Source organism: Aliiroseovarius sp. ABM4_368 (assembly GCF_056161205.1).
The window spans coordinates 762,955-786,714 of sequence record NZ_JBSWYR010000001.1 but is presented as its reverse complement, the minus strand read 5'-3'; the positions used below and the strand labels follow the sequence as shown (position 1 = coordinate 786,714).

22 protein-coding genes are annotated in these 23,760 nt (G+C 55.9%); 16 read left to right on the top strand and 6 right to left on the bottom strand.

Annotation, left to right across the window (positions count from 1 at the left end):
* Positions 1 to 86 precede the first annotated feature (86 nt).
* From ACXAH3_RS03960 to lpxB, 9 genes are all read left to right on the top strand, one after another.
* Positions 87 to 635 carry a component of SufBCD complex gene (locus ACXAH3_RS03960; RefSeq protein ID WP_474860764.1) on the top strand — a complete coding sequence of 183 codons (549 nt, stop codon included), beginning with the start codon at positions 87 to 89 and terminating at the stop codon, positions 633 to 635.
* 53 nt (positions 636 to 688) lie between these two features.
* Positions 689 to 4,144, top strand: a complete 3,456-nt coding sequence (gene mfd, locus ACXAH3_RS03955) for a transcription-repair coupling factor (protein WP_474860763.1) — start codon at positions 689 to 691, stop codon at positions 4,142 to 4,144.
* 179 nt (positions 4,145 to 4,323) lie between these two features.
* Entirely contained in the window at positions 4,324 to 5,454 is a 1,131-nt protein-coding gene (locus ACXAH3_RS03950) for a Hint domain-containing protein (protein WP_474860762.1), read from the top strand.
* A gap of 245 nt (positions 5,455 to 5,699) precedes the next feature.
* Positions 5,700 to 8,054, top strand: coding sequence for an outer membrane protein assembly factor BamA (gene bamA / locus ACXAH3_RS03945; RefSeq protein ID WP_474860761.1), 2,355 nt, complete (start codon positions 5,700 to 5,702; stop codon positions 8,052 to 8,054).
* A complete protein-coding gene (locus ACXAH3_RS03940) occupies positions 8,008 to 8,727 on the top strand; it encodes an OmpH/Skp family outer membrane protein (protein WP_474860760.1) in 720 nt (239 codons plus the stop codon). Before bamA ends, ACXAH3_RS03940 begins: the two co-directional genes overlap by 47 nt.
* An 88-nt stretch (positions 8,728 to 8,815) precedes the next feature.
* Positions 8,816 to 9,280: a 3-hydroxyacyl-ACP dehydratase FabZ gene (gene fabZ, locus ACXAH3_RS03935; protein WP_474860759.1), complete on the top strand. Its 465-nt coding sequence runs from the start codon at positions 8,816 to 8,818 to the stop codon at positions 9,278 to 9,280.
* Between the two features lie 2 nt (positions 9,281 to 9,282).
* On the top strand, positions 9,283 to 10,080 hold the full coding sequence (gene lpxA / locus ACXAH3_RS03930; protein ID WP_474860758.1) for an acyl-ACP--UDP-N-acetylglucosamine O-acyltransferase: 798 nt from the start codon (positions 9,283 to 9,285) through the stop codon (positions 10,078 to 10,080).
* A gap of 6 nt (positions 10,081 to 10,086) precedes the next feature.
* Positions 10,087 to 10,899: an LpxI family protein gene (locus ACXAH3_RS03925; RefSeq protein ID WP_474860757.1), complete on the top strand. Its 813-nt coding sequence runs from the start codon at positions 10,087 to 10,089 to the stop codon at positions 10,897 to 10,899.
* The gene (gene lpxB, locus ACXAH3_RS03920; RefSeq protein WP_474860756.1) at positions 10,896 to 12,056 is read left to right on the top strand and encodes a lipid-A-disaccharide synthase; all 1,161 of its coding nucleotides are present in this window, start codon (positions 10,896 to 10,898) and stop codon (positions 12,054 to 12,056) included. Before ACXAH3_RS03925 ends, lpxB begins: the two co-directional genes overlap by 4 nt.
* Here the strand turns inward: lpxB and mnmA are convergent.
* Positions 12,053 to 13,201 carry a tRNA 2-thiouridine(34) synthase MnmA gene (gene mnmA / locus ACXAH3_RS03915; protein ID WP_474860755.1) on the bottom strand — a complete coding sequence of 383 codons (1,149 nt, stop codon included), beginning with the start codon at positions 13,199 to 13,201 and terminating at the stop codon, positions 12,053 to 12,055. The two genes, lpxB and mnmA, sit on opposite strands and share 4 nt — an antisense overlap.
* 123 nt (positions 13,202 to 13,324) lie before the next feature.
* Here mnmA and sciP point away from each other — a divergent pair, with 123 nt between their 5' ends.
* The gene (gene sciP / locus ACXAH3_RS03910) at positions 13,325 to 13,603 is read left to right on the top strand and encodes a CtrA inhibitor SciP (RefSeq protein ID WP_474860754.1); all 279 of its coding nucleotides are present in this window, start codon (positions 13,325 to 13,327) and stop codon (positions 13,601 to 13,603) included.
* A 95-nt stretch (positions 13,604 to 13,698) separates the two neighbouring features.
* Complete coding sequence (gene ctrA / locus ACXAH3_RS03905) at positions 13,699 to 14,412, top strand: response regulator transcription factor CtrA (RefSeq protein ID WP_474860753.1); 714 nt, start codon at positions 13,699 to 13,701, stop codon at positions 14,410 to 14,412.
* Between the two features lie 77 nt (positions 14,413 to 14,489).
* Here the strand turns inward: ctrA and ACXAH3_RS03900 are convergent, their stop codons facing one another.
* Together ACXAH3_RS03900 and ACXAH3_RS03895 are read right to left on the bottom strand one after the other, a co-directional pair.
* Entirely contained in the window at positions 14,490 to 15,401 is a 912-nt protein-coding gene (locus tag ACXAH3_RS03900) for a pseudouridine-5'-phosphate glycosidase (RefSeq protein ID WP_474860752.1), read from the bottom strand.
* Entirely contained in the window at positions 15,398 to 16,285 is an 888-nt protein-coding gene (locus tag ACXAH3_RS03895; protein ID WP_474860751.1) for a PfkB family carbohydrate kinase, read from the bottom strand. The genes ACXAH3_RS03900 and ACXAH3_RS03895 overlap by 4 nt, the downstream gene beginning before the upstream one ends.
* Positions 16,286 to 16,497: 212 nt before the next feature.
* Here ACXAH3_RS03895 and rpsB point away from each other — a divergent pair, with 212 nt between their 5' ends.
* Complete coding sequence (gene rpsB / locus ACXAH3_RS03890) at positions 16,498 to 17,271, top strand: 30S ribosomal protein S2 (protein ID WP_474860750.1); 774 nt, start codon at positions 16,498 to 16,500, stop codon at positions 17,269 to 17,271.
* Positions 17,272 to 17,373: 102 nt separating this feature from the next.
* On the top strand, positions 17,374 to 18,249 hold the full coding sequence (tsf, locus tag ACXAH3_RS03885) for a translation elongation factor Ts (RefSeq protein ID WP_474860749.1): 876 nt from the start codon (positions 17,374 to 17,376) through the stop codon (positions 18,247 to 18,249).
* A gap of 445 nt (positions 18,250 to 18,694) precedes the next feature.
* Here the strand turns inward: tsf and ACXAH3_RS03880 are convergent, their stop codons facing one another.
* Positions 18,695 to 19,402, bottom strand: coding sequence for a helix-turn-helix transcriptional regulator (locus ACXAH3_RS03880; RefSeq protein ID WP_474860748.1), 708 nt, complete (start codon positions 19,400 to 19,402; stop codon positions 18,695 to 18,697).
* 38 nt (positions 19,403 to 19,440) lie between these two features.
* Positions 19,441 to 19,881 (bottom strand): type II 3-dehydroquinate dehydratase, encoded by a 441-nt coding sequence (gene aroQ, locus ACXAH3_RS03875; protein WP_474860747.1) that lies wholly within the window; start codon positions 19,879 to 19,881, stop codon positions 19,441 to 19,443.
* A 212-nt stretch (positions 19,882 to 20,093) separates the two neighbouring features.
* Here aroQ and ACXAH3_RS03870 point away from each other — a divergent pair, with 212 nt between their 5' ends.
* The 3 genes from ACXAH3_RS03870 to ACXAH3_RS03860 all read left to right on the top strand — a co-directional run bounded on the left by ACXAH3_RS03870 (position 20,094) and on the right by ACXAH3_RS03860 (position 22,373).
* Positions 20,094 to 21,101 (top strand): IS30 family transposase, encoded by a 1,008-nt coding sequence (locus tag ACXAH3_RS03870; protein ID WP_474860746.1) that lies wholly within the window; start codon positions 20,094 to 20,096, stop codon positions 21,099 to 21,101.
* Between the two features lie 157 nt (positions 21,102 to 21,258).
* Positions 21,259 to 21,507, top strand: a complete 249-nt coding sequence (locus tag ACXAH3_RS03865) for a hypothetical protein (protein WP_474860745.1) — start codon at positions 21,259 to 21,261, stop codon at positions 21,505 to 21,507.
* Positions 21,508 to 21,839: 332 nt separating this feature from the next.
* Positions 21,840 to 22,373 (top strand): glyoxalase superfamily protein, encoded by a 534-nt coding sequence (locus ACXAH3_RS03860; protein ID WP_474860744.1) that lies wholly within the window; start codon positions 21,840 to 21,842, stop codon positions 22,371 to 22,373.
* A 217-nt stretch (positions 22,374 to 22,590) separates the two neighbouring features.
* Here the strand turns inward: ACXAH3_RS03860 and ACXAH3_RS03855 are convergent, their stop codons facing one another.
* On the bottom strand, positions 22,591 to 23,670 hold the full coding sequence (locus tag ACXAH3_RS03855; RefSeq protein WP_474860743.1) for a Hint domain-containing protein: 1,080 nt from the start codon (positions 23,668 to 23,670) through the stop codon (positions 22,591 to 22,593).
* Positions 23,671 to 23,760 lie beyond the last annotated feature (90 nt).

Below are 23,760 nucleotides of genomic sequence, written 5' to 3'. Positions count from 1 at the left end.
ACGTCATCACAAGTCTGCAAATCTCGGAAAAATCCTATCATTCCCGCTGGAACCCGGTTTCTCCCGACGCTAGGGTGACGCAAGTCGTGCCCAAGAATGAAGGACCGGTTTTGGATATTTACGCCACCGTTTTCGAGATCATCGACATGCGGTCCTTTTCCAATCTTTGGTATTGGATCGGGCTTGCCGTGGCGTGGTCCATGGCAAGCTATTGGGTCATGGGGGTGCCTTATGACATGATCCAGCGCGCGGCCCGTGTTGAAGGGCAGGCACAAGATGATCTGGAAACGATCGTACGGGTGAATTGTAACCGGATCACATCGCTGTCTGGTCGATCGGGGATGTCACTGGTCGCTGTCGCCTCGACCATTCTGTCCTCTTTGATCATTCTAGGCTTCTGGTACAGTGTCGAGTTCGCCCAAGCGGTGTTTTTGCTGATGTTCCCCATGATGTTTGTCGGGCTTTTGTCGGTGCGCACTGCGGTGATGATCCAAAGGCGCGCGCTGAATGGCAGCGATTTGCGCCGGTATCTGCTGCGGCACCGGCTGGCGGTGCAGGTGATTGGGATGATGGCCATATTTGTGACCGCGCTTTGGGGGATGTATCACAACCTTGCCTATGGCGTGCTGAGATAGACCTGACAGACCCGGCCCTTGCGCGGCCCTAAACGCACGGATACATCCGCCGCATGGAAAAACTTCTTCTTTCTGGCGCCCCCGAGGGCTTTGATGCGACGCTTCTGGTGAAGGAACTGGACCGGTCCGGCGGGCCAGTTGTTCATGTGGCGCGCGATGAAAAGAGACTGGCAGCGATGCAGGCTGCATTGGCCTTCTTTGCGCCGGATGTTGCCTGCGTGACGTTTCCCGGTTGGGATTGCCTGCCATTTGATCGGGTGTCACCCAATGCGGATGTGTCTGCTGCGCGGATGGCGACATTGGCGGGGTTGGCAACGGATCAGATCAAGGGGCGGCTGGTCCTTCTGACCACGCTGAACGCTGCGACCCAGCGCCTGCCTGCCCGTGCAACCCTTGCCGAGGCAAGCTTTGTCGCCAGTGTGGACAACCTTTTGGATGTGGATACGCTTCGGGCATTTCTGGTGCGCATGGGCTTTTCGCAATCGCCCACAGTGATGGAGCCCGGAGACTTTGCAGTGCGCGGCGGCATCATTGATATCTTCCCTCCAGGCGAAACTGGCCCGGTGCGGTTGGACCTGTTTGGAGATGTTCTGGATGGCGTACGCCGGTTCGATCCCGCCACCCAGCGCACCACGGAAAGCCTAAAGGGGATCGAACTTGCGCCGGTCTCGGAAGTTATTCTGGACGAAACGTCGATCACGCGGTTCCGACAGAACTACCGGATCGAGTTCGGCGCCGCCGGGTCGGACGATCCGCTTTACGAAGCCGTGTCAGCAGGGCGCAAACATCAGGGAATCGAACACTGGTTGCCTTTCTTCCATGAAGAGTTGGAAACGCTATTCGATTACTTGCCCGAGGCGTCCATCATGTTGGATGATGGTCTGGACCCCGCCCGGCTTGCCCGGTGGGAGGCGATTACAGATCAATACGAGACCCGCAAGATCGCGATGAATGCGAAGAACCGGATGGACAGCGTCTATAAGCCCTGTCCGCCGGATCTGTTGTATCTGGATGATCCGGCTTGGGCGACGGCGTTGGATGGCCGGCGGGTTGTGCAACTGTCTGCGTTGCCTCAGCCAACAGGCGCAGGGGTTGTGGATGGTGGCGGGCGCATCGGGCGCAATTTTTCGCCTGAACGCCAAAAAGAAGATGTAAATCTTTTCAAGTCTTTGGCGGATCATGTTGAGGCAAAGCATGAGACATCTGTCATCGTCGCTTCCTATTCTGAAGGTGCGCGAGAGCGGCTTCAGGGCTTATTGGCGGATGAAGGTGTGATCACAAGCAGTGTGATCACAAATTACCGCGATGTGCCAGACAAGCCGGGTGGGATCTATCTGGCGGTTTGGGCGTTGGAGCACGGGTTTGAAGGTCCGGGACTGACCGTGATCTCGGAACAGGACGTGCTGGGCGACCGCCTGATCCGCGCGCCCAAGCGCAAACGCCGTGCCGAAAACTTCCTGACTGAGGCGCAAAGCCTTTCCCCGGGTGACCTGATCGTCCATGTGGACCATGGCGTCGGTAAATATAACGGGCTTGAAACCGTCACGGCGATGGGCGCACCGCATGAATGCTTGGCGCTGGAATATGCGGGCGGGGATCGCCTGTTCGTGCCCGTTGAAAACATCGAGCTTCTGTCGAAATTCGGCCAGGATACCGGCCTTCTGGACAAGCTGGGTGGTGGCGCATGGCAGGCTAAGAAAGCCAAGCTGAAAGAGCGTATCCGTGAAATAGCGGACAAGCTGATCCGGCTGGCCGCGGAACGCGAGCTGCGCAAGGCCCCCACGCTGGAAGCACCCCATCACGCGTGGGAGGAGTTCTCGGCCCGGTTCCCCTATCAGGAAACTGACGATCAACTGTCTGCCATCGAAGACGTAATCGAGGATCTGGCATCCGGCCGACCGATGGACCGTCTGGTCTGTGGCGATGTGGGCTTTGGCAAGACCGAGGTCGCGATGCGTGCGGCCTTTGTGGCAGCGATGTCCGGCCAGCAGGTGGCGGTGATTGCGCCGACGACTTTGCTTGCGCGTCAGCATTACAAGAGTTTTTCCGAACGATTCCGGGGCTTTCCGATCAATGTCGGGCAGTTGTCGCGTTTCGTGGGGCAGGCCGAAGCAAAACGCACCCGCGAGGGCATGTCGCGCGGCACAATGGACATTGTCGTTGGCACTCATGCGCTGCTGGCGAAAGATGTGCGGTTTGAAAACCTTGGACTGCTGGTCGTGGACGAAGAACAGCGCTTTGGCGTAAGCCACAAGGAGCGGCTGAAAGAGATGCGCTCGGACGTGCACGTTCTGACGCTCTCGGCCACACCGATCCCGCGCACGCTGCAAATGTCGCTGTCCGGGGTGCGGGATCTGTCGATCATTGGAACGCCGCCTGTCGACCGCCTGTCGATCCGCACCTATGTTTCGGAATTTGACGGTGTCACCATCCGCGAGGCGCTCTTGCGCGAACATTATCGCGGCGGGCAGAGCTTCTATGTGGTGCCGCGTGTGAAGGACATTCCCGATATCGAGGCCTTCCTGACGGACCATGTCCCCGAGGTCAGTTTCGTCACTGCCCACGGACAGATGGCCGCAGGCGAGCTGGATGATCGCATGAACGCCTTCTATGATGGTAAATATGACGTGCTGCTGGCGACGACGATTGTTGAAAGCGGCATCGACATTCCGACCGCCAACACGATGGTCGTGCACCGTGCCGATATGTTCGGTCTGGCACAGCTTTACCAAATCCGGGGCAGGGTCGGGCGGTCGAAAACCCGCGCCTATGCCTATCTGACCACCAAGCCGCGCGTTCCTTTGACGCCGACCGCGCAAAAGCGTCTGCGCGTGTTAGGGTCGCTGGACACGTTGGGGGCTGGGTTTACGCTGGCGTCTCAGGATCTGGATATTCGGGGCGCGGGCAATCTGGTCGGCGAAGAACAATCCGGCCAGATGCGTGAAGTGGGATACGAGCTTTATCAGCAGATGCTGGAAGAGGCGATTGCCAAGATGAAGTCTGGTCAACTCGAGGGTCTTTCGGAAGCTGACACGGGCTGGGCGCCGCAAATCAATCTGGGCGTTCCTGTATTGATCCCAGATAGTTACGTCCCCGACCTTGATGTGCGTTTGGGCCTTTACCGTCGCCTGTCATCCCTGTCCAAGAAGGTCGAGCTTGAAGGTTTCGCAGCTGAACTGATCGACCGTTTCGGCCCGCTTCCGAAAGAGGTAAACACCCTGATGCTGATCGTCCGTATCAAGGGCATGTGCAAACGCGCGGGGATTGCCAAACTGGATGGCGGACCAAAAGGGGCTACGATCCAGTTCCATAACGACAAGTTTGCCTCGCCCGAGGGATTGGTCGAGTTTATTCAGGCGCAAAATGGTCTGGCAAAGGTGCGTGACAACAAGATCGTCGTTCGGCGCGACTGGCGCAAAACATCGGACAAGATCCGCGGCGCGTTTGCCATTGCGCAGGATCTAGCCATGAAGGTGAAAGAGGCCAAGGCGCGCAGCAAGCCGTCTTGATCCCGTTTACTGTTGGGTCTTGGCTTCTGGCGATGTGTGAGAATTGTCATCCCGCAAGCGAAGAGCTGCGCGTGCGTGATTGCCGTGTAGGTAATCTCGGATACTTGTGTTACATTATACAAATACGAAGTGATCAGTAAGCACCCACAACGAGTTAACGATTTTAGAGGTGAGTTGAAATGGCAAACTATAGTATAATCGGTTACGATCCCGGTTCACTCGTGTTTTCCGGCGGCACAGTTTCGGTTTCCGGGTCGTATGATCCGAATGTAAACCGCCGCATATTTGATGTCACAGATGGTGCTGGGGGAACAGTTCTCGGCGGCAGGGCTGACGATGGCGTGTTGTTTGATGGTGATAGATACAACAATGAAACCGGTGATGACTCGACGCAAACAGGTGTGGCTACCAGTCTTGATGGTTCAACGACCTATGCTTCGGGAAACATGTACCTTGAAGAAAGCTATTCTCTGACCAAACCTGGCGGCGGGACAATAGATGTCTACCGGGTCGAGGTAGACGGGGTTCTCGTCGGTTACATCTCATCCGAGCCACTCGAGGCGGGCGTCAATTATTCATATTCGACGTCAAACGTCACACCTTTCAATGCGGTTGATCCAGCTAATATTGTTGATGTGCCCTGTTTTGCACGCGGCACATTGATTGATGCGGAAGCGGGCCAAATCCCTATTGAAGACCTGCAAGTCGGCGATCTGATCAGAACCGAAGATAACGGGCTACAGCGTATTCGTTGGATTGGGAAAACGCGATTTTCAAAAGAGCAGCTTGTGGCGTCGCCTAACCTGTATCCTGTTCGCATTCGCCAAGGCGCGCTGGGGCAGGGGCTTCCGATGCGTGATTTATCGGTGTCGCGGCAGCACCGTATGGTGGTTAGCTCTAAGATTGCGCAGCGGATATTCGGTGCGGACGCGGTTCTGGTATCGGCCGTAAAATTGACCGAGGTCGCGGGTATTGCTTTCGATCACACCGTCGACGCGGTCGAATATTACCACATTCTTCTTACGCGCCACGAGGTGATCTTTGCCGAAGGTGCGCCGGCGGAAAGCTTCTTTACAGGCAAGCAAGCGCTTGAAGCAATCGGGCCAGAGGCGCGCAAGTCACTGTCCAAGATGCTGATCGAGCTTGCGAAGACGGGTGGTGAAATCAAACCCGCGCTATCGATGCCGCCGGGCAAGCTGCAAAAACAGTTGATTGCGCGGCATGTGAAGAACGGGCAGCCGTTGCTTCAGCTTTTTCATGCAAGCCAAAATGCCCCAATGACGGATGAACAGGGCGAGATTTCGGCCTGATGCCGCTGCGGATTTGGCGGTGCGAATGGCGCTTTGACCCTTCAACCGAAGGGGTTTTTGCCGCTTGTCCACATGATACTGGGTGCTAGAAAACCTCTCTAAACGCTGTTTGGTCCCTACATGAAGTCGCGCCTGTGAATGGCCAGATGTGCAACAGCTTGCAAACACCGTGTTTCGCGCTTTGACAACAGAGTTTCGACCCCTTATCCACGTGACTACTGGGATGTCTAAAGAAAGATAGAAGCATGACATTTTTCGAGGGGTCGGGCAGCGCAGCCGGTAAACCGGCAATCACGTCGCTTAAAGGTTTGGCCAGCAGCAGTGGATTGGTCATTTTCCTTGCAATTTCAGGGGGGGCTGCCACCACCCCAATGCCCGCACAGGCGCAGGCATATTCGTTCAACAAGGTCGAGATCGAGGGCACGCAGCGGATCGAAGCTGCGACCATTCTGTCCTATCTGGGAATCGCTCAGGGTCAGACTGTTGGCGCCGCACAGCTGAACGACGGCTATCAGCGTCTTGTCGGATCGGGCCTGTTCGAGGATGTTCAGATCATCCCGCAAGGCAATGTTCTGGTCGTCAAGGTCCGCGAATATCCGACGATCAACGTCGTGTCTGTGGAAGGCAATCGCAAGGTAAAGGACGACGTGTTTACGCCGCTTCTGAAATCCCAGCCTCGTCAGGTTTTCAGCCCCGCCACTGCAGAACAAGACGTTCAGACCATCGTCGAGGTCTATCAGGCACAGGGCCGTCTGTCGGCACGTGTCACGCCGAAAATCATCCGCCGCTCGAACAATCGCGTCGATTTGGTCTTTGAAGTGATCGAAGGCAAAAACACCGAGGTCGAGCGCCTTTCGTTTACCGGAAACCGCAAGTTCTCGGATGCGCGTCTGCGTCGCGTTCTTGAAACCAAGCAGGCCGGTATTTTGCGCGCATTGATCCAAAGGGATTCCTATGTGCCCGACCGGATCGAGTTTGATAAGCAGGTTCTGAAGGACTTTTATCAGTCGCGCGGCTATGTGGATTTCAAAACCACTGGTGTCACAAGCGAGTTCTCGCGTGAACGCGATGCCTTCTTTATCACTTTCCAGGTGCAGGAAGGTCAGCAGTACCGCTTTGGTGAAATCACCACCGTATCCGAGATCGACGGTGTCGATGCAGGTGAATTCCACGCCGCACAGAACATCCAATCTGGCAGTGTGTTCAGCCCCGCAGATTTGGACAACGCGATCGCCCGGATGGAACGTCTGGCCATTCGCAAAGGTCTTGATTTCCTGCGCGTCGATCCGCGTGTGACCCGTGACGAGCGCAACCAGCTTTTGAACATTGAGCTGGTTCTGACCCGCGGCCCGCGCATCATCGTCGAGCGTATCGACATTGAAGGCAACGCCACCACATTGGACCGCGTTGTGCGCGACCAGTTCCGCGTAGTTGAGGGCGATCCTTTCAACCCGCGTGAGATCCGCGAAGCCTCGGAACGTGTTCGCGCGCTGGGGTTCTTCTCTGATGCGCAGGTAGAAGCGCGTCCGGGTTCTGCGCCGGATCAGGTTGTGATCGATGTGGATGTGGAAGAAGCGCCCACCGGGTCGCTAAGTCTTGGGGGTGTTTACAGCCTTGAGAACGGGTTCGGCCTGAACCTTGCTTTCACTGAACGCAACTTCTTGGGCCGTGGTCAGTACATCTCGGCCAGTTTCCAGAACACGTCGGACAGTTTGAACTTCTCGTTCAAGTTTGCAGAGCCGGCATTCTTGGGCCGTGATCTGGAATTCGGGTTCGAAACCTTCTTCCAAACAACAGAACAGGCATCGTCCTTCTATGACACCACGTCGCTGGCCGTTCGTCCGTCTCTGTCTTTCCCAATCAACGAATACTCGCGCCTTGGCGTGCGGGCCTTCGTGGAAGGTACCGAGATCACCAGTGTTTCTGATGACAGCTCGGACCTGTTGAAAAGTGACGAAGCACGCGGACGCCAGATCGGCGCTGGCTTTGGTCTGTCCTACAGCTATGACACGCGCCGCACGGGGCTGGATCCGAACCGCGGGTTCCTGTTCCAGCTGGACGGCGATATCGGCGGTCTGGGTTCGGATTATCAATATGCGCGCGTCTCGGCTTTGGGGCAGGCGCAAACCAAGGTCTGGAACGACCAAGTCACGCTTTTGGCCACCGTCGAAGGCGGCGTGCTAAGCAGCCTGAACGGCGCAGATTCGCGCGTGACGGATCGCTTCCGTTTGGGGCCGTCCAAGCTGCGTGGCTTTGCCACCAATGGGCTTGGTCCCCGCGATCTGAATGCGGCGAACGAAGACACGCTTGGCGGTAACTATTTTGCCGTTGCGCGCCTTGAAGCCCAGTTCCCGCTGGGTCTGCCGGAAGAATACGGCATCTCGGGCGGTTTGTTCGCAGACGCGGGCGCGCTTTGGGGGCTGGATGACACGCTTGGTGGCACCATTGATGACAGCGCACATCTGCGCTCATCCATCGGCGCTTCGATCTTCTGGGATACCCCCATCGGTCCGCTGCGCTTTAACTATTCCAAGGTTCTGGCCAAGGAAGAATATGACGAAGAAAACAACTTCGAGCTTACGATCTCGGCTCAGTTCTGATCGGAAAGTGCCTCGGCGGGTCCGGGGCACTTTTTTTCGGCTTTGTGTAAAACTCTGCATTTCTAGCACGGTGGTGGTTGGAAGCTATTCCATCACGCCCAGTTTTGCTCAGGAAAGTGCGGCTCAATCGGTGTCGCAAATCGTGACAATCGACCGTCAAAGATTGTTGTCCGAGACGCTGTACGGGCGCCGTATTGTCAGTACGGTTGAAAATGAACGTCAGCGGCTGGCTCAAGAAACACGCGATTCAGAAGCTGTTCTGGCAGAAGAAGAGAAGCAATTGACCGAACAGCGCGAGACGCTGGACCCGTCCGAATTCCGCGAACTGGCGGACGCTTTCGATACGAAAGTTCAAGCGCTGAGGTCTGAAGGGCAGGCACGCGAGCAGGAGTTCGTCGCAGTTCTTGAGCGGGAACAATCCGCGTTTTTTGAACGTATCGGTCCGGTGCTTGGCGATCTTGTACGTGAACTTGGTGCTGTGGTCATTTTGGACCGGCGCGCAATCCTGTTGTCGACACAGAATATCGACATCACAGAACTGGCCACGAAACGGATTGATGAAATCTTGGGTGATGGTTTGACGCCGTCCACGACCGAGGACAACGCAAACTCAGCAGATCCAGCAGATCCAGCGGCGAGTGAAGACAGCTCTGTGCCCTCTGACACCGAGTAATTCGGATTGTTTCAAGACACACGGGCTGTTATTCATTTATGCCAGACAGATAGCGCGGAAAGCGCACTGAAATAAAAGGAAGACACATATGGTCGACGTGCCCAGCACAGCTGATATCCAGCTTATTCAGGAATGTATCCCTCATCGTTATCCGTTCCTGTTGGTCGACCGGGTTGAAGACATCCGCGCAGGCGAGTTCGCTCGCGGCATCAAGATGGTCACGATGAACGAGCCGCATTTCCAGGGCCATTTCCCCGGTCTGCCCATCATGCCGGGTGTCACGATCATCGAAGCGATGGCACAGACCTCGGCTGTGATGGTGTCCTTGTCGCTTGATCTGGTTGGGTCCGGGGCTGTGGTCTATTTCATGGGCATTGATTCAGCTAAGTTCCGTCGCAAGGTTGTGCCCGGCGATGTGCTTGAACTGGAAGTGACCACCGTGCGCGGTGGCGCGAAAGTTTGGAAATTTGACGGCGTCGCAAAAGTCGGGGACGAAGTTGCCTGCACGGCAACATTCATGGCGATGATCGACGTCACCGGCGGGAAGGGCTGAACATGGGGATCGATCCCTCGGCCAAGATCCATGCCAGTGCCATCATCGACGAAGGGGCTGTGATTGGCGCGGGCTGTGACATTGGGCCGTTCTGTACCATTGGGGCTCAGGTCAAGCTGGGCGAAGGCGTGGTGCTTAAATCTCATGTTATCGTCACCGGGGATACCGAGATCGGAGATGAAACCGTGGTCTTTCCGTTCTCGGTGATCGGAGAGATCCCTCAGGATCTGAAATTCGCGGGCGAGAACACAAAGCTGGTGATCGGCAAGCGCAACCGCATTCGCGAGCATGTCACGATGAACACAGGCACCGCAGGCGGCGGTTATGTCACTCGCGTCGGCGACGATGGCCTGTTTATGGCAGGCTGCCATGTGGCCCATGATGCTCAGATCGGCAACAACGTGATTTTGGTGAACAACGTGGCCGTCGCAGGCCATGTGGTGATCGAGGATGACGTGATCGTTGGTGGGCTGTCAGGGCTTCACCAATGGGTGCGTATCGGGCGCGGCGCCATCATCGGTGCGCTGTCTATGGTCACCGCAGATGTCCTGCCGCACGCGCTGGTCCAAGGCCCGCGCGGAGAACTTGACGGTCTGAACCTTGTTGGCCTGAAACGGCGCGGTGTAGCGCGGTCAGATATAACCGCTTTGCGGGCGGCGTTTTTGATGTTGAAGCAGGGCGAAGGCTCGTTTCAGGAACGCGCCGCGCGGTTGGCCGATGAAAGTGACAGCGAATATGTCCGCGAAATGGTTGCCTTCATCACCGGTGACAGCGACCGTGGCTTCCTGACGCCGAAGTAAGCAGCCATGTCAGACCGCCTTGCCATCATTGCAGGAACGGGCGAGCTGCCGCAGCAAATTGCGGCAGCTAACGCCGACGCTTTATTCGTGACGATTAAGGGCGTGGATGTGGAGGTTCCTGCTGGGTTTGAGCATGTTGCGGCGAGCTATGAAAAGCTGGGCGCGTTGTTCAAGGCGATGCGCGGGGCAGGGGTTGGCCGCGTTGTCTTTGCCGGCAAGGTTGATCGGCCCAAGCTGAATCCCCTGCGGATGGACCGCGTGACCTTGGCCTTGTTTCCAAGGGTCAAAGCAGTGTTGGGCAAGGGTGATGATGCGCTTTTGCGTCTTGTGGCCGAGGTGTTCGAAGAACAGGGGTTTTCCGTCGTTTCTGCAACAGAAGTGACCGCCGCGCTGGCCATCGAGGCCAGTCACGCCGGTCGCGCGATGAACGCGCAGGATCGCGATGATGCGAACCGGGGTTGGCAGCTTCTGGACGCATTGGCCGGACAAGACGTGGCGCAAGGCGTTGTGTTTGCGGGCGGGCAATGTTTGGGCATTGAGAGCATACAAGGCACGAATGCTCTGTTGAGTTTCGCGGGACAAACGCCAGAACACCTGAAGCAGGGCGCGCGTGGCGTCTTTGTGAAACGCCCCAAACCTGGGCAGGACGGGCGAATGGACATCCCGACCATCGGGCCGGAAACGGTGCGCGCCGTGGCAGCTGCTGGTTTGGGTGGAATTGTGCTGGAAGAGGGCGTGATCGTTTTGGAGCGCGCAACGGTCGAAAAGCTTCTGGCCGAGCATGATCTGTTTCTGGACGTGCGAAAGGGGGCGTCATGAAGGTGTTCATGATTGCGGGCGAGCCCTCGGGCGACCGCTTGGGCGCGGCGTTGATGGAAGGCTTGAAAACCCTACAGTCTGACGTGGAATTTCTGGGAATTGGCGGTGACGCCATGGCAGCGCAAGGCCTTACCTCGCGCTTTCCGATGTCTGAACTCTCCGTCATGGGTATTGCCGAGGTTGCTCCGAAATACTTCCACCTGAAACGCCGTATTCGCGAAACTGCCGAGGCCGTGGTCGAGGCGAACCCGGACGTGTTAATCACCATCGACAGCCCGGATTTCTGTCTGCGCGTGGCGCGGATCGTGAAGGAAGAAGAAATTGAAGGCCAGACATTCGGTCACGACATCCCGATTGTGCATTACGTGGCCCCGTCGGTCTGGGCGTGGCGTCCGAAACGTGCTGCCAAGATGGCGCGCTGGGTGGATCATGTGCTGGCGCTTTTGCCGTTTGAACCGCCGTATATGCAGGCCGCCGGCATGGGTTGCGACTTCGTAGGCCACCCGGTTGTGGCCGAACCGCAGGCCGATGACGAAGCCGCGCAGGCGTTCCGCGCCGCACATGGGATCGGGGACGCTCCGCTTTTGCTGGTCCTGCCGGGGTCGCGCAAGGGCGAGGTTTCGCGTCTGGCCGAACGATTTGGAGAGGTGATCGCCCATTCCAAACGCGCCAAGCCGGACCTGCAGGTGGTTTTGCCGATGGCGCAGGGCGTCGAAGAATTGGTGCGTGATGAGACCGCGAAATGGTCCGTTCAGCCGATCTTGATCCCTGCCGCGGCGCAGGAGGACAAGCAGGCCGCTTTCAAAGCCGCTGATGTGGCGCTGGCCGCTTCCGGCACCGTGTCGTTGGAACTGGCCGCAGCCCATACGCCGATGGTCATCGCCTATGACATGAACTGGCTCAGCCGATTCCTGATCGGGCGTATGTTGAAAATCGATACGGTAACGTTGGTTAATCTCGTGTCAGAGACCCGCGCGGTACCGGAATTCCTTGGCGCCGACTGTGACCCTGATCGTATCACGCCCGCACTTTTGTCTGTTTTGGACGCCCCTGACGCACAAAACGAGGCGATGCGCCTTACGATGGAACGTCTGGGGCAGGGCGGCGAAGCACCGGGACTGCGCGCAGCCAGAGCCGTGCTTGACTTGGTCCGTTAACCCCGCCAGATCCACCCGCCGCCAAAGATGCGCGGGCCGTCCATGTCATAGAAGACACACGCCTGACCGGGGCTGACGCCTTCCTCGGGGGTCAAAAGCTCCACCTCGGCCTCGGTGTCCGAGATCGGGCGGATGATCGCCTCGCGCGGGGGGCGGGTCGAGCGGATTTTGACGCCAAGATGCCATTCCTTGCGCGACGTGAAGGGCTCGTCGCCCAACCAGTTGATCTCGCGCACCGGCACTATCCGGGTGGCCAGCATTTCTTTCGGGCCGACAACGACTTGTTTGTTGTCGACGTCCAGTTTCACCACGTAAAGCGGCTCGGACAATCCGCCAATGCCAAGGCCGCGACGCTGGCCAATCGTATAGTGAATGACGCCCTCGTGTTCTCCCAAAACGCGGCCATCCGTATGGACGATCTGACCGGGTTCGGCGGCACCGGGGCGTAGCTTTTCGATCACGCCAGCATAATTGCCATCGGGCACGAAACAGATGTCTTGGCTGTCGGGCTTGTCCGCAACTTCAAGCCCATATTTTCGTGCAAGTTCACGGGTTTCCGCCTTGGTCTTCAAGTGACCTAGAGGGAAGCGCAGATAGTCCAGCTGCTCGGGCGTTGTGGAAAACAGGAAATAGCTTTGGTCGCGCACAGGGTCTGCGGCGCGATGCAATTCCGCTCCGCGATTGCCCATCGCACGCTGAATATAGTGACCGGTTGCCATGCAGTCAGCGCCCAGATCGCGGGCGGTTTCAAGCAGGTCTTTGAACTTCACCCGTTCATTGCAGCGAATGCAAGGCACAGGGGTCGCGCCGCCCAGATAGCTATCGGCGAATTCCTCGATCACCGCATCCTGGAAGATGTTTTCGTAATCAAGGACATAGTGGGGAAAGTTCATGTCTTCTGCCACGCGGCGTGCGTCATGGATGTCGATCCCAGCACAGCAAGCACCCTTCTTGGCCAGCGCAGCGCCGTGGTCGTAAAGCTGAAGTGTAACGCCGATCACGTCATAGCCTTCTTCGGCCAGCATGGCGGCGACGACCGAGCTGTCGACGCCTCCGGACATGGCGACAACGACCCGCGTTTCCGCAGGGGATTTGGCAAAGCCAAGAGAATTCAGCGCGGGCGCGACGGATACGTTAACCGACATTGTGGGATCCTTTTCGAAGAGTAACGGAATATAAGAAAATTCGAACGAACAACAAGAGGGGCCTTCACGGATCTTTAAGCCTGTCTGGGCAGAGTTGGCGCAGATGAGTCACGAGGGTTCACTATGTATCTGAAAAAAATCGAAGGGCCGCGTGCAGTTACACTGCCGGACGGCTCGATTCTAACACGGGCAGATTTGCCGCCAAAAGACACGCGTCGATGGGTGGCCAGCCGGAAAGCAACCGTGGTTAAGGGCATTCAAAACGGGCTTTTGACTGCGGATGAGGCATGCTCGATGTACGAGTTATCAGAAGAAGAGTTATCTGAATGGTTGAATGCGGTTGATCGCCATGGCGAGGCTGCCCTAAAAGCCACAGCTTTACAAAGATATAGACAACCATAAGTGGAATTCGCTAAAAGTTCTTCTAGGGTAACCTGTGATTAACCATTTCACGCAATGTTCTACCCAAGACAGAACCAAATGCGGAGAAGCCCATTATGCGAATCCTTCTTGTTGAAGATGATCCAACCACATCGCGCAGCATTGAATTGATGCTGACACATGCCAACCTGAACGTCTATGCAACTGACTTGGGCGAAGAAGGGATCGATCTGGCAAAGCTTTACGATTACGACCTAATTCTTCTTGATTTGAACCTTCCCGACATGAACGGGCACGAAGTTTTGCGTCATTTGCGTCTTGCGCGGATCGACACGCCGATCCTGATCCTGTCAGGTGCGGATGATACGGAAAACAAGATCAAAGGTTTTGGCTTTGGGGCAGATGACTACATGACCAAACCCTTCCACCGGGAAGAGCTGATCGCCCGTATTCACGCGATCATTCGTCGATCAAAGGGGCACTCGCAATCTGTGATCAAGACCGGGCAGGTTTGTGTCAATCTGGACGCGAAGACCGTGGATGTGGATGGCCGTCCTGTGCATCTGACCGGCAAGGAATACCAAATGTTAGAGCTGCTTTCCCTTCGTAAAGGCACCACTCTTACGAAAGAGATGTTCCTGAACCACCTTTATGGCGGCATGGACGAGCCGGAACTGAAAATCATCGACGTTTTTATCTGCAAACTGCGTAAGAAACTGTCGACCGCCACCGGCGGCGAAAACCATATCGAGACCGTCTGGGGCCGTGGCTATGTGCTTCGTGATCCTGACCCGGTCGAGCTGGATTCGCAAATTGCGATTGGGGCCTAATGGGCTGATCAGTAAAAAAACATCTAAGATCTGCACGATAAAGGGCGGCTTGGCCGCCCTTTTCTGATGCCGCAGTTTCAGACCGCGACCAGCGCCTGTGCGATCTGAGAAGCCAATCGCGCATTGTTCTTTACCAATGCGATATTGGCCGTCAGCGACGCCCCCTCGGTCGCATGGAAAATGCGATCCAGAAGATAGGGCGTGACCTGTTTGGCAGAGATGCCCTCGGCCTCAGCGGCCGCGAGGGCTTCCTCGATCACCGGGGTAATAACCTCGCGCGGGATTTCAGCTTCGGCCGGGATCGGGTTTGCCACCAGTTGACCACCCTCAAGCCCCATCAGGGCGCGGGTCTTAGCAGACGCGGCAATCTGATCGGCATGGTCCATACGCAGAGGCGCGGCCAGATCCGAGACACGCGACCAGAAGGCCGGGAAACTGTCTTGCCCATAGGCGATTACCGGAACGCCCAGCGTTTCCAAAACCTCCAGCGTTTTGGGCAGATCCAAGATCGCTTTGGCCCCGGCGGCTACCACGGTGACGGGTGTTTTCGATAGCTCTCGCAGGTCCGCCGAGATGTCGAAACTGGTCTCCGCACCGCGATGCACGCCGCCAATGCCTCCGGTCGCGAAAACGTGGATACCAGCCAGATGCGCGGCAATCATTGTGGCGGCCACGGTGGTCGCTCCGGTGCCACCAGTCGCAATGCAAGCGGCCATATCGGCACGCGACAGTTTCGCGACGCCCTGGGCTTGACCCAACGCGTCCAGTTGCGCGTCGTTCAACCCGATATGCAGATTTCCATCCAATACCGCGATGGTTGCGGGAACCGCGCCGTTTTCACGAATAACCGCTTCTACCGCACGGGCGGTTTCGACGTTTTGCGGAAACGGCATCCCGTGGGTGATGATGGTGCTTTCCAGCGCCACGATGGGCGCGCCAGACGCACGCGCGGTGGCGACCTCGTCCGAGAAATGCAGGGGCAGGGTCATAGGTCTTCTCCTGATACGTATTGGGCTGCGATTTTTTGAGCCATTTCCAAAGCGACGTCAGGAGCGTTGCCAGCCAATTCGGCGGCAATATGGGCTGCCATAAACGTATCTCCTGCGCCGGTGATCCGACGGACGCGGACCGAGGGGCAGGGCGTCTGGATAACGCCGCGCTGATGATGGCCGTCGGCGGCAAAACTGCCTCCATCGGTGACTAGAACCCGCGTGGCGCCCGCGTCCAACAGCCCCTGCGCTGCGGTGCCTGCGCTGTCATATTGTGCATCGGTCAGATAGCCTGCCTCTTCACGGTTTACGTAAAGCGTCGCCCCGGGGTGTTGCATCAGAGGGGCCAGACGGCGGGCTTTGCCCGGGCTGGCAGGGGCCACGCGCAGATCCGCACGGGCAAAGCTTTCGCGTTTGGCGATGTCTTCCAAAAGCACGCGCGTTAGGTTCCCGTCCAGCGCAATCGTTCCCGAATAGGGCGTGGTCGCACTACCTAATCTTCCGTCCTCGAGCGCGGCGAGAATGGCATCGCCTGCCGCTTCCAACGTATGCGCATCAGCGACGGCGGCGATCAGACCCTCGGGACTTTCGATAGCCATGTAGCGATCGGTGGGCAGCGCTTCGGGGCGGTAGACGAAATCGGTATTCATCCCGCGCGCCGCGCAGTCATCCAACAGCTCGTCGCCCTCGCGATCCCGTCCAACGGCCGTCAACAAGGCCGAACGCAACCCAAACCGCTGCAAGGTCATAGCAATATTCATTGCGACGCCGCCGGGCAGACGTGTGATCCGGCCCGGCTCGTCCGAGCCAACATGCATAGAGTGCGGCGTGCGCCCGATCACGTCCCAAAGGACCGATCCGATGCAGAGAATATCCTGTGTCATGACCGTTTTGTGCCGCGAAACTCGGGGAAGGACAAGCGAAGACTGCCGGTCGTCGATTAGGGCTTGCGCGGACGGAAACCGGGCTGTATACGCGCGCTCACAAACCACAGGTGCTGTGCGGGCCTTTGGGGGAGACATCCCCATCGTGTCCACCGGTTGAAGGGGAACCTTCGAAACGCAGCGCCGAGGATGAAACCGGAAAGGATATAGAAATGGCATTGCCTGATTTTTCGCTGCGCCAGCTGCTCGAAGCTGGTGTTCACTTTGGTCACCAGACCCAACGTTGGAACCCCCGTATGGCTCCGTTCATCTATGGTGAACGAAATGGGATCCACATTTTCGACCTGACCCAGACCCTGCCGATGCTGGACGCTGCACTGAACGCTGTTCGTGACACCGTTGCTAAAGGCGGTCGTGTTCTGTTCGTCGGCACCAAGCGTCAGGCCGCTGGCCCGATCGCTGATGCGGCTGAAAAGTCGGCTCAGTACTACATGAACCACCGTTGGCTGGGCGGCACGCTGACCAACTGGCAGACCGTTTCGCAGTCGATCAACCGCCTGAAAGAGGTAGACGAGAAGCTGGCGTCGGGTGCTGAAGGCCTGACCAAGAAAGAGCGTCTGGGCATGGAGCGTGACCAGCAGAAACTGCAAGCGTCGCTGGGCGGGATCCGCGAAATGGGCGGCGTTCCTGATCTGCTGTTCGTCATTGACGTGAAGAAAGAAAGCCTGGCCATCGCAGAAGCAAACAAACTGGGTATCCCGGTTGTTGCTGTTGTGGACACCAACTGCCCGCCGGAAGGTGTGGATTACATTATCCCGGGCAATGATGACGCTGCACGCGCAATTGCTCTGTACTGTGATCTGGTTGCCCGTTCGGCTCTGGACGGCATGTCGGCCCAGATGGGCGCTGCTGGTATCGACCTGGGTGCGATGGAAGAAGCACCGGCAGAAGAAGCCGTTGCTGAAGAAGCTGCTCCGGCAGAATAAGACAGACCGCGTGCGCGGGGCAGGGGACTGGTCCGCGCAACTGTCACTGAATTGATACCCGGCGGGATTATCACCCGATCGGAGACCCCAAGGAGTAGAGACATGGCAATCACTGCTGCACTCGTAAAAGAACTGCGTGAATCCACCGGCGTTGGCATGATGGACGCGAAAAAAGCCCTGGTCGAAAACGACGGCGACATGGAAGCCGCTCAGGACTGGCTGCGCACCAAAGGCCTGGCGAAAGCCGCCAAGAAAGCTGGCCGTACCGCCGCTGAAGGTCTGGTCGCTGTGACCGTGGCTGATGGCAAAGGCGTCGCGGTTGAGGTGAACTCGGAAACCGACTTTGTTGCGAAAAACGCTGAATTCCAAGACATGGTTTCGGGCATCGCAAACGCTGCTTTGACCGTTTCGGATGTTGACGCGCTGAATGGCGCGGACATGGGTGGCAAAACCGTTGCCGACACCATCACCGACAAAATCGCCACCATCGGCGAAAACATGTCGCTGCGTCGCATGGCGTCGGTCGAAGGCGAAAACGTTGTGACCTACGTCCACAACGCTGTCACCGACGGCATGGGCAAGATCGGCGTGTTGGTTGCAATGAACGGTGGCGACGAAGCATTCGGTCGTCAGATCGCAATGCACATCGCTGCTGCAAACCCGCAGGCTTTGAACGAAGCTGCTCTGGATCCGGCCATCGTCGAGAAAGAGCGTCAGGTTCTGACCGATCAGGCCCGTGAAAGCGGCAAGCCCGAGAACATCATCGAGAACATGATCAAGGGCCGCATGAAGAAGTTCCTGGCAGAAGTTACCCTGCTGGGCCAAGACTTCGTCATCAACCCAGATCTGACTGTTGAAGCTGCTGCCAAAGAAGCTGGCGCCGAGATCGTCGGCTACGTTCGCATGGAAGTTGGCGAAGGCATCGAGAAAGAAGAAGTCGATTTCGCTGCTGAAGTCGCCGCTGCTGTTCAAGGCTAAGCCAAGACAGGGCAGGGCGCTTGCCCCGCCAACAGCCTGAGAATTGAAAGGCCGGTCTTTGTGACCGGCCTTTTCTTTTACGAATGACTGGCTGCTGGAACCATATTGAATGGCCCACCGAAAGCAAAAAGCGCCGACCAAGGTCAGCGCTTTGCAAGCAGATAAACTGTATCTGGTAAGTGCTGGTGCCTTTGGGATCAATACTCCATCAGCACCAGCTCCGTTTTACCGGAAGAATGAAACGCGATCTGAAATCACAGTCCGTTCACCCCAAAATGTCCCAAGGCCAAAGCCACCACTCACGGAACGCATTAAACATGCCTGATTCGTGTAAAATAGGGAAGTACGGGAATCCCTACCTTTCCTTCCGTTAGGTAAACAAACTGATCTTTATGAGGAAATTTGTTGCAGATAAGCGCGCCTACATAACCATAAGATCAGGTTTCTAGGGTTTGTCGGGCGTGAATATCTGATTCAGGAACGACATCTTCAAAACAGCCTGTGCCGAGGTGTCGACGCCAAGCTTGTCTCGTGCAATGCGCAGATGTTTCTCAACTGTCGCCGGGGTGACGCCAAGAATGGTGGCAATGTCCTGATTGGTTTTCCCGTCGCCAACCCATTCCAGAACCTCGCGTTGCCGCTTAGACAGGGTGGCGCGCTCGGTGCTAAGTGGCAGTGAGATCATTTTAAGATGCGCGATGTTGTTTAGCGCTTCGATCATCTCGCCGTGTTCGCCCCAAATGGCATCCACGGCATCTTGGGTCAGCCCGGGTTTTGCCGTTAAAGCAATGACGCCTTTGGATCGGCGCGACGTCTCTTGAAACGAAAGAGTATAGCCGGCGGTTACACCCATTTTCCGGTTCAATTCCATAACTTTACGGTTGTTGCTGTCCATCATGTCGATGTTGTCCTGAATCCAGGACCAGCTGCAAGAGCCTGTGTTTTCCGCGGCCCACATAAGCATAGGGCTAGAGCGATACAGCTCTAGCCCATAATAGTGTTCCATATATTCTGGATCATGCGAGGACAGGGTCATCACGTCTTCGCGTGGCCCGAACGAATTCGGTGTCATGAAATGCGTGATGCCATAGATCAGCCGATCAAAGCCGAAACTCTCCATCTTATCGCAATGGATCTCCCAGACGTCGGCCATTGTTTCACATTCACAGATGCTTTTAACATATTGAAGCATCAGGGAAACTCGGCGCCACCCACGGCGGCGTCAATCGCCAGAATGTACCCTTTGGCGCCAAACCCGCAGATCTGCCCAATCGCCACAGGCGCGATGTAGGATTTGTGGCGAAATTCCTCGCGTGCGTGGATGTTCGACAAGTGAAGCTCGATCGTAGGCACTTCGGATGCGACAATCGCATCCATAAGCGCGATAGATGTATGAGTATAGGCGCCAGCGTTCAAAATGATCGCATCATGCACACCGCGCGCATTCTGGATCATCGTCACAAGTGTGCCTTCGTCATTCGTTTGCTCGAACTGACAAGAATGTCCCAGCTTTTCCGCATAGGCAATACAGGCGTTTTTGATGTCATCCAAACGCATTTCGCCATAAATCTCGGGCTGCCGCGTCCCAAGCATGTTCAGGTTGGGGCCGTTTAAAATTAACAGTGAACTCATATCGTTTTCCTTATGCGGACACTGATTTATCAGCATTTTTTATCTTGTTGTCGAGATATTTGAATAGTTGGCAGGTTCGAGAATGAAATTCGATGTTTGTTACATCAAATATTAACATAATATGTATTATGCGTTTAATATGTGTAGCCAGGTGGGTTCACAGATGAAGTGCAACTTCTGTATTAAAACAAGTTGTTACATGGAGTTTTCCGATGGGCCGTTGTTACCCCCACTTGAACCTAAAAGAACGCAAGATACTGGCGAAGTCACTTGAAGCCAAGATTCCTGTGCGAGAGATCGCGGAATATCTGGGCCGTGACCGTTCCACGCTTTATCGGGAGATCCGGCGCTACGCGCATCGTGATACTGAACTTCCACAACTGAATGGCTATTATGTTTTGGCGGCGCAAAGTTCCTATGAACGCCGACGCGCTGTTCACAGAAAGCTTGTCAGATCGCCGCAGTTGAAGGCCGCGGTTGAAGATCGTCTAAGAGCTGGGTGGTCGCCGGAACAGATTGCGGGGCGAATGAAGTTTGAACACCATCCGACCCGCATCAGTCACGAGACGATCTATCGCTATGCCTACTCGAAGGAAGGTCGCGCGGAGCAGTTTTTCAAGCATCTGCCAGAACAGCGCCGCTTAAGGCGCCGGCGCGGAATGCGTCGTCATCATGGGGTTCGCTTCCCTGTTCACTTGTCGATCTCAGTACGGCCGGACGTCATTTCAGATCGCCAGCAATTTGGACACTGGGAATGTGATCTGGTCCAGTTTCGCAAGGAGTTCGGCAAGGCAAACATCACGTCACTGGTCGAACGTGTCAGCCGATATACCGTGGTTCTTAAGAATCAGGATCGGCAATCGAAGCCAGTGATGGAAGGTCTGATCAGAAGCCTAAGTCCCCTGCCCGCTGAAGCACGCCGCTCGATCACTTTCGATCGTGGCACAGAGTTCACAGCTTGGGCCCATCTCAAGGCCGGGCTTGGTGTAGATCCGTGGTTCTGCGACCCACAAGCACCTTGGCAGAAAGGCACGGTTGAGAACACAAACAACCGGCTACGGCGCTATCTACCGCGTAAGAAAGACCCAACGTTCCTTTCAAACGAAGAACTTCTAGCGATCGGCGACCATCTCAATGCGACACCACGCAAATGTCTCGGTTGGCGGACACCGGCTGAAGTGTTTCGTGAGTGCCTCTGGGAAGCGGCGGGGAGATCATAAGATGACGGGGGATGTGCGGCAGTAGTGCAGTCTTGAGGCCGCCTATTCATTAAGAAAGCCCAAAATCAGCACCTCCGCCAGTTTGACCCGGTCCAATCGTGCCGCCATTCTGTAGTCGCCTGGCTTCGGCCGTCGGTTCTATTGAGGAGTGGGGCTTATGTTCTTGGCTGCTTATGCGTTTGGGAGGACGATTGGCCTTCTTACGGAAGTCGAAAATAATAGCGCCAACACCAAAAAGACAGAGCGCGGCAAAACCAGAATATGCAATAGTTTTCTTTTTTATACCCTAAGTAGTATCTCTCGCTTTGCCAACCCAAGTAGCTTCGAAACTCAACCAGCCAACCACATCGCGCAGCCGGTGAACGCTGCGATTTTTGATGTCTCCGCGCTCCCCGGCCGCGCTTAACAAACGTCAGTTCAAAATCGCCGACCGAGATGATAGGATTTAATCTCAGTTGTTGCACTTCACCGTGAGTCCACACCAAGATATGCGCTGCTTTAAAGCGCGGCAACGCCCTGTCGTTGATCGAAAGTAATATCGAGTGGTCCACGCGGCTGTATGGATGCCGTCGTTGACAATTCGTGGGCATGTCTTCAAGTTCCACGCGGTCAGCGCTATCTGCCGCGCGCATCCCTCGGGAACGGTGAAAGCGCCTTGAATAACTTCGTTTGATTTTCCGACCAGCATTCGGTCGGCAACGCGCGCACCGCTGAATATGTGCTGGTATGGAGAGATAGATGATCAGCTCTGACCAGGCCAAGTCCATGGCCAAAAAACTGCGTGTAGCCCTAAGTGCTGACGACATTCACGTTCCACATGGCAAAGCGCTGGAACTTATTGCTGCCAGTCTCGGGTTTGCTGACTGGAACACAGCAACGGCCGTGCTCGAACGTGCAGCACCTGAGGCAATCGAGTTCACCGATTGCAACCCAATCTTAAGGTTCTTCGACGAGGACAAAGCGCGCGAGTTCTATTGCGGATTTCTTGGGTTTTCCATTGCCTTTGAACATCGCATTGCAGACGATCTTCCGCTTTACATGGCGGTAGAACGGGCAGGATTACAATTGCATTTGTCTGAACATCACAATGATGCCAGCCCGGGTTCAAATGCGTTCATTCCGACGACGAACCTACGCGCATTCCATCTAGAACTGATGGACAAACAGTATACCTTTAACCGCCCCGGCTTGGAAAAGATGCCATGGGGGCTGCAAATGCAAGTGCATGATCCCTTCGGCAATCGTTTGAGGTTCTGCGAACAAGGGTCATAGATCCAGTAAAGGAAAGATGGCGCCCAGTTTGCGCAGAACGTACTGTTAACTGGGTGACCGTCCGATATTGCCTTGTTCGTGCGCAAAGGTCTGCGTCCCCTGCCCTCGCAAAACACCCAAGGCTGCAAGACGTATGATCTCGGCCTTCACAGGTATTACGCCTCACGCGCCCAGCAGTCGTTTCATTGATTGACAACGACCTCTGAGGCAAACATGACTACGAAACCAGATATCGTCCGTTTTTAACATGCCGCGCGATCATCCCGCGCTGACGTTGGCCTGATGGGATATGCGCAGCAGGAACGTCTTTGAAATCTGAATCTTTTAGCTCTGGAAAAAGCAAAAGCAGTTCATCCCGCGCTTTCTCGGGGACAGATTTCAGCGCTTCAGGTCCAAGATACAGACTTTCGGTCAGCGCCCCGTTAGAGAAAATCACCTGATGCGCATCGAAAAGAAGATGTACATAGCAGACCGTGTCTGCCGGAGCAGCAGCATCGACTCCGTCCAAAGCAAGAAGTGATTTTGCCGAAACCAAGACTTCGTTTGTCCCAAACATCCGGCGCACAATGTTTGAGCTGGCCAGAACACGATGCTGGGGTGAAACGAACAGGTCTTGCGACGGTATGCCATCACCAAGCGCCCCCGCAGAGATCTTTATCGGTCGTATGTTTGGGCTAAGTGCCAGATCTACGCTGTCTAGCTGGCGTTTTCCGACCCAACGAACGGGTTGAAATCCATTGTCCTTCGTCAGAACAAGGTCGTTAACGGATATATCTTCAACTTTGACCAGTCCACGTGACGTTTCGATAAGCGAGCCAGAGACAAAGCACGGTATGTTCTCGATCGGCGTTTGCTGCCCATCTTGGCTGCTTGCGACGGTGTAAGACGTACCAGGAACAGGAAGTGTCGGCCCACTTATTCCAACATTGGTGCCATCAATCCGGATAATCCAAAAAGTCTCACCGGTTGTTGTGGTAAATGCGAACTCGAGCTCTACCTGATCACCAGCTTGGTAGGTGGTCCCGTTGATCGTAACGGGTTGTGTCAACACCTGGTCGTTGTTTGCGGTGTTTGATGGTGACCCATCGCCTGTGACATCAATGTACCCATCGGAAAACGCATTGTTCGGCGATCCAGCTGGGTTTCCGTCATCATCTTCGACTTCAATAATTGTCAAAGCCGCGCCAGGATTAAGCGAGAATGACGTTCCTGATTGGTATTGAACTGTGTTGTTGGTACTGGCGCCCGACCATTGGTCAAACCCATAGATCGGAAGATTGAAGTTATAGGCAACCATATTCAAGACCCTTTAGACAAGACTGTCCAACTCGTTCGTTTCGAATAGTCGTTGTGGGTCACTTTAAAGTAAATTCTTTCCGCGGGTAAA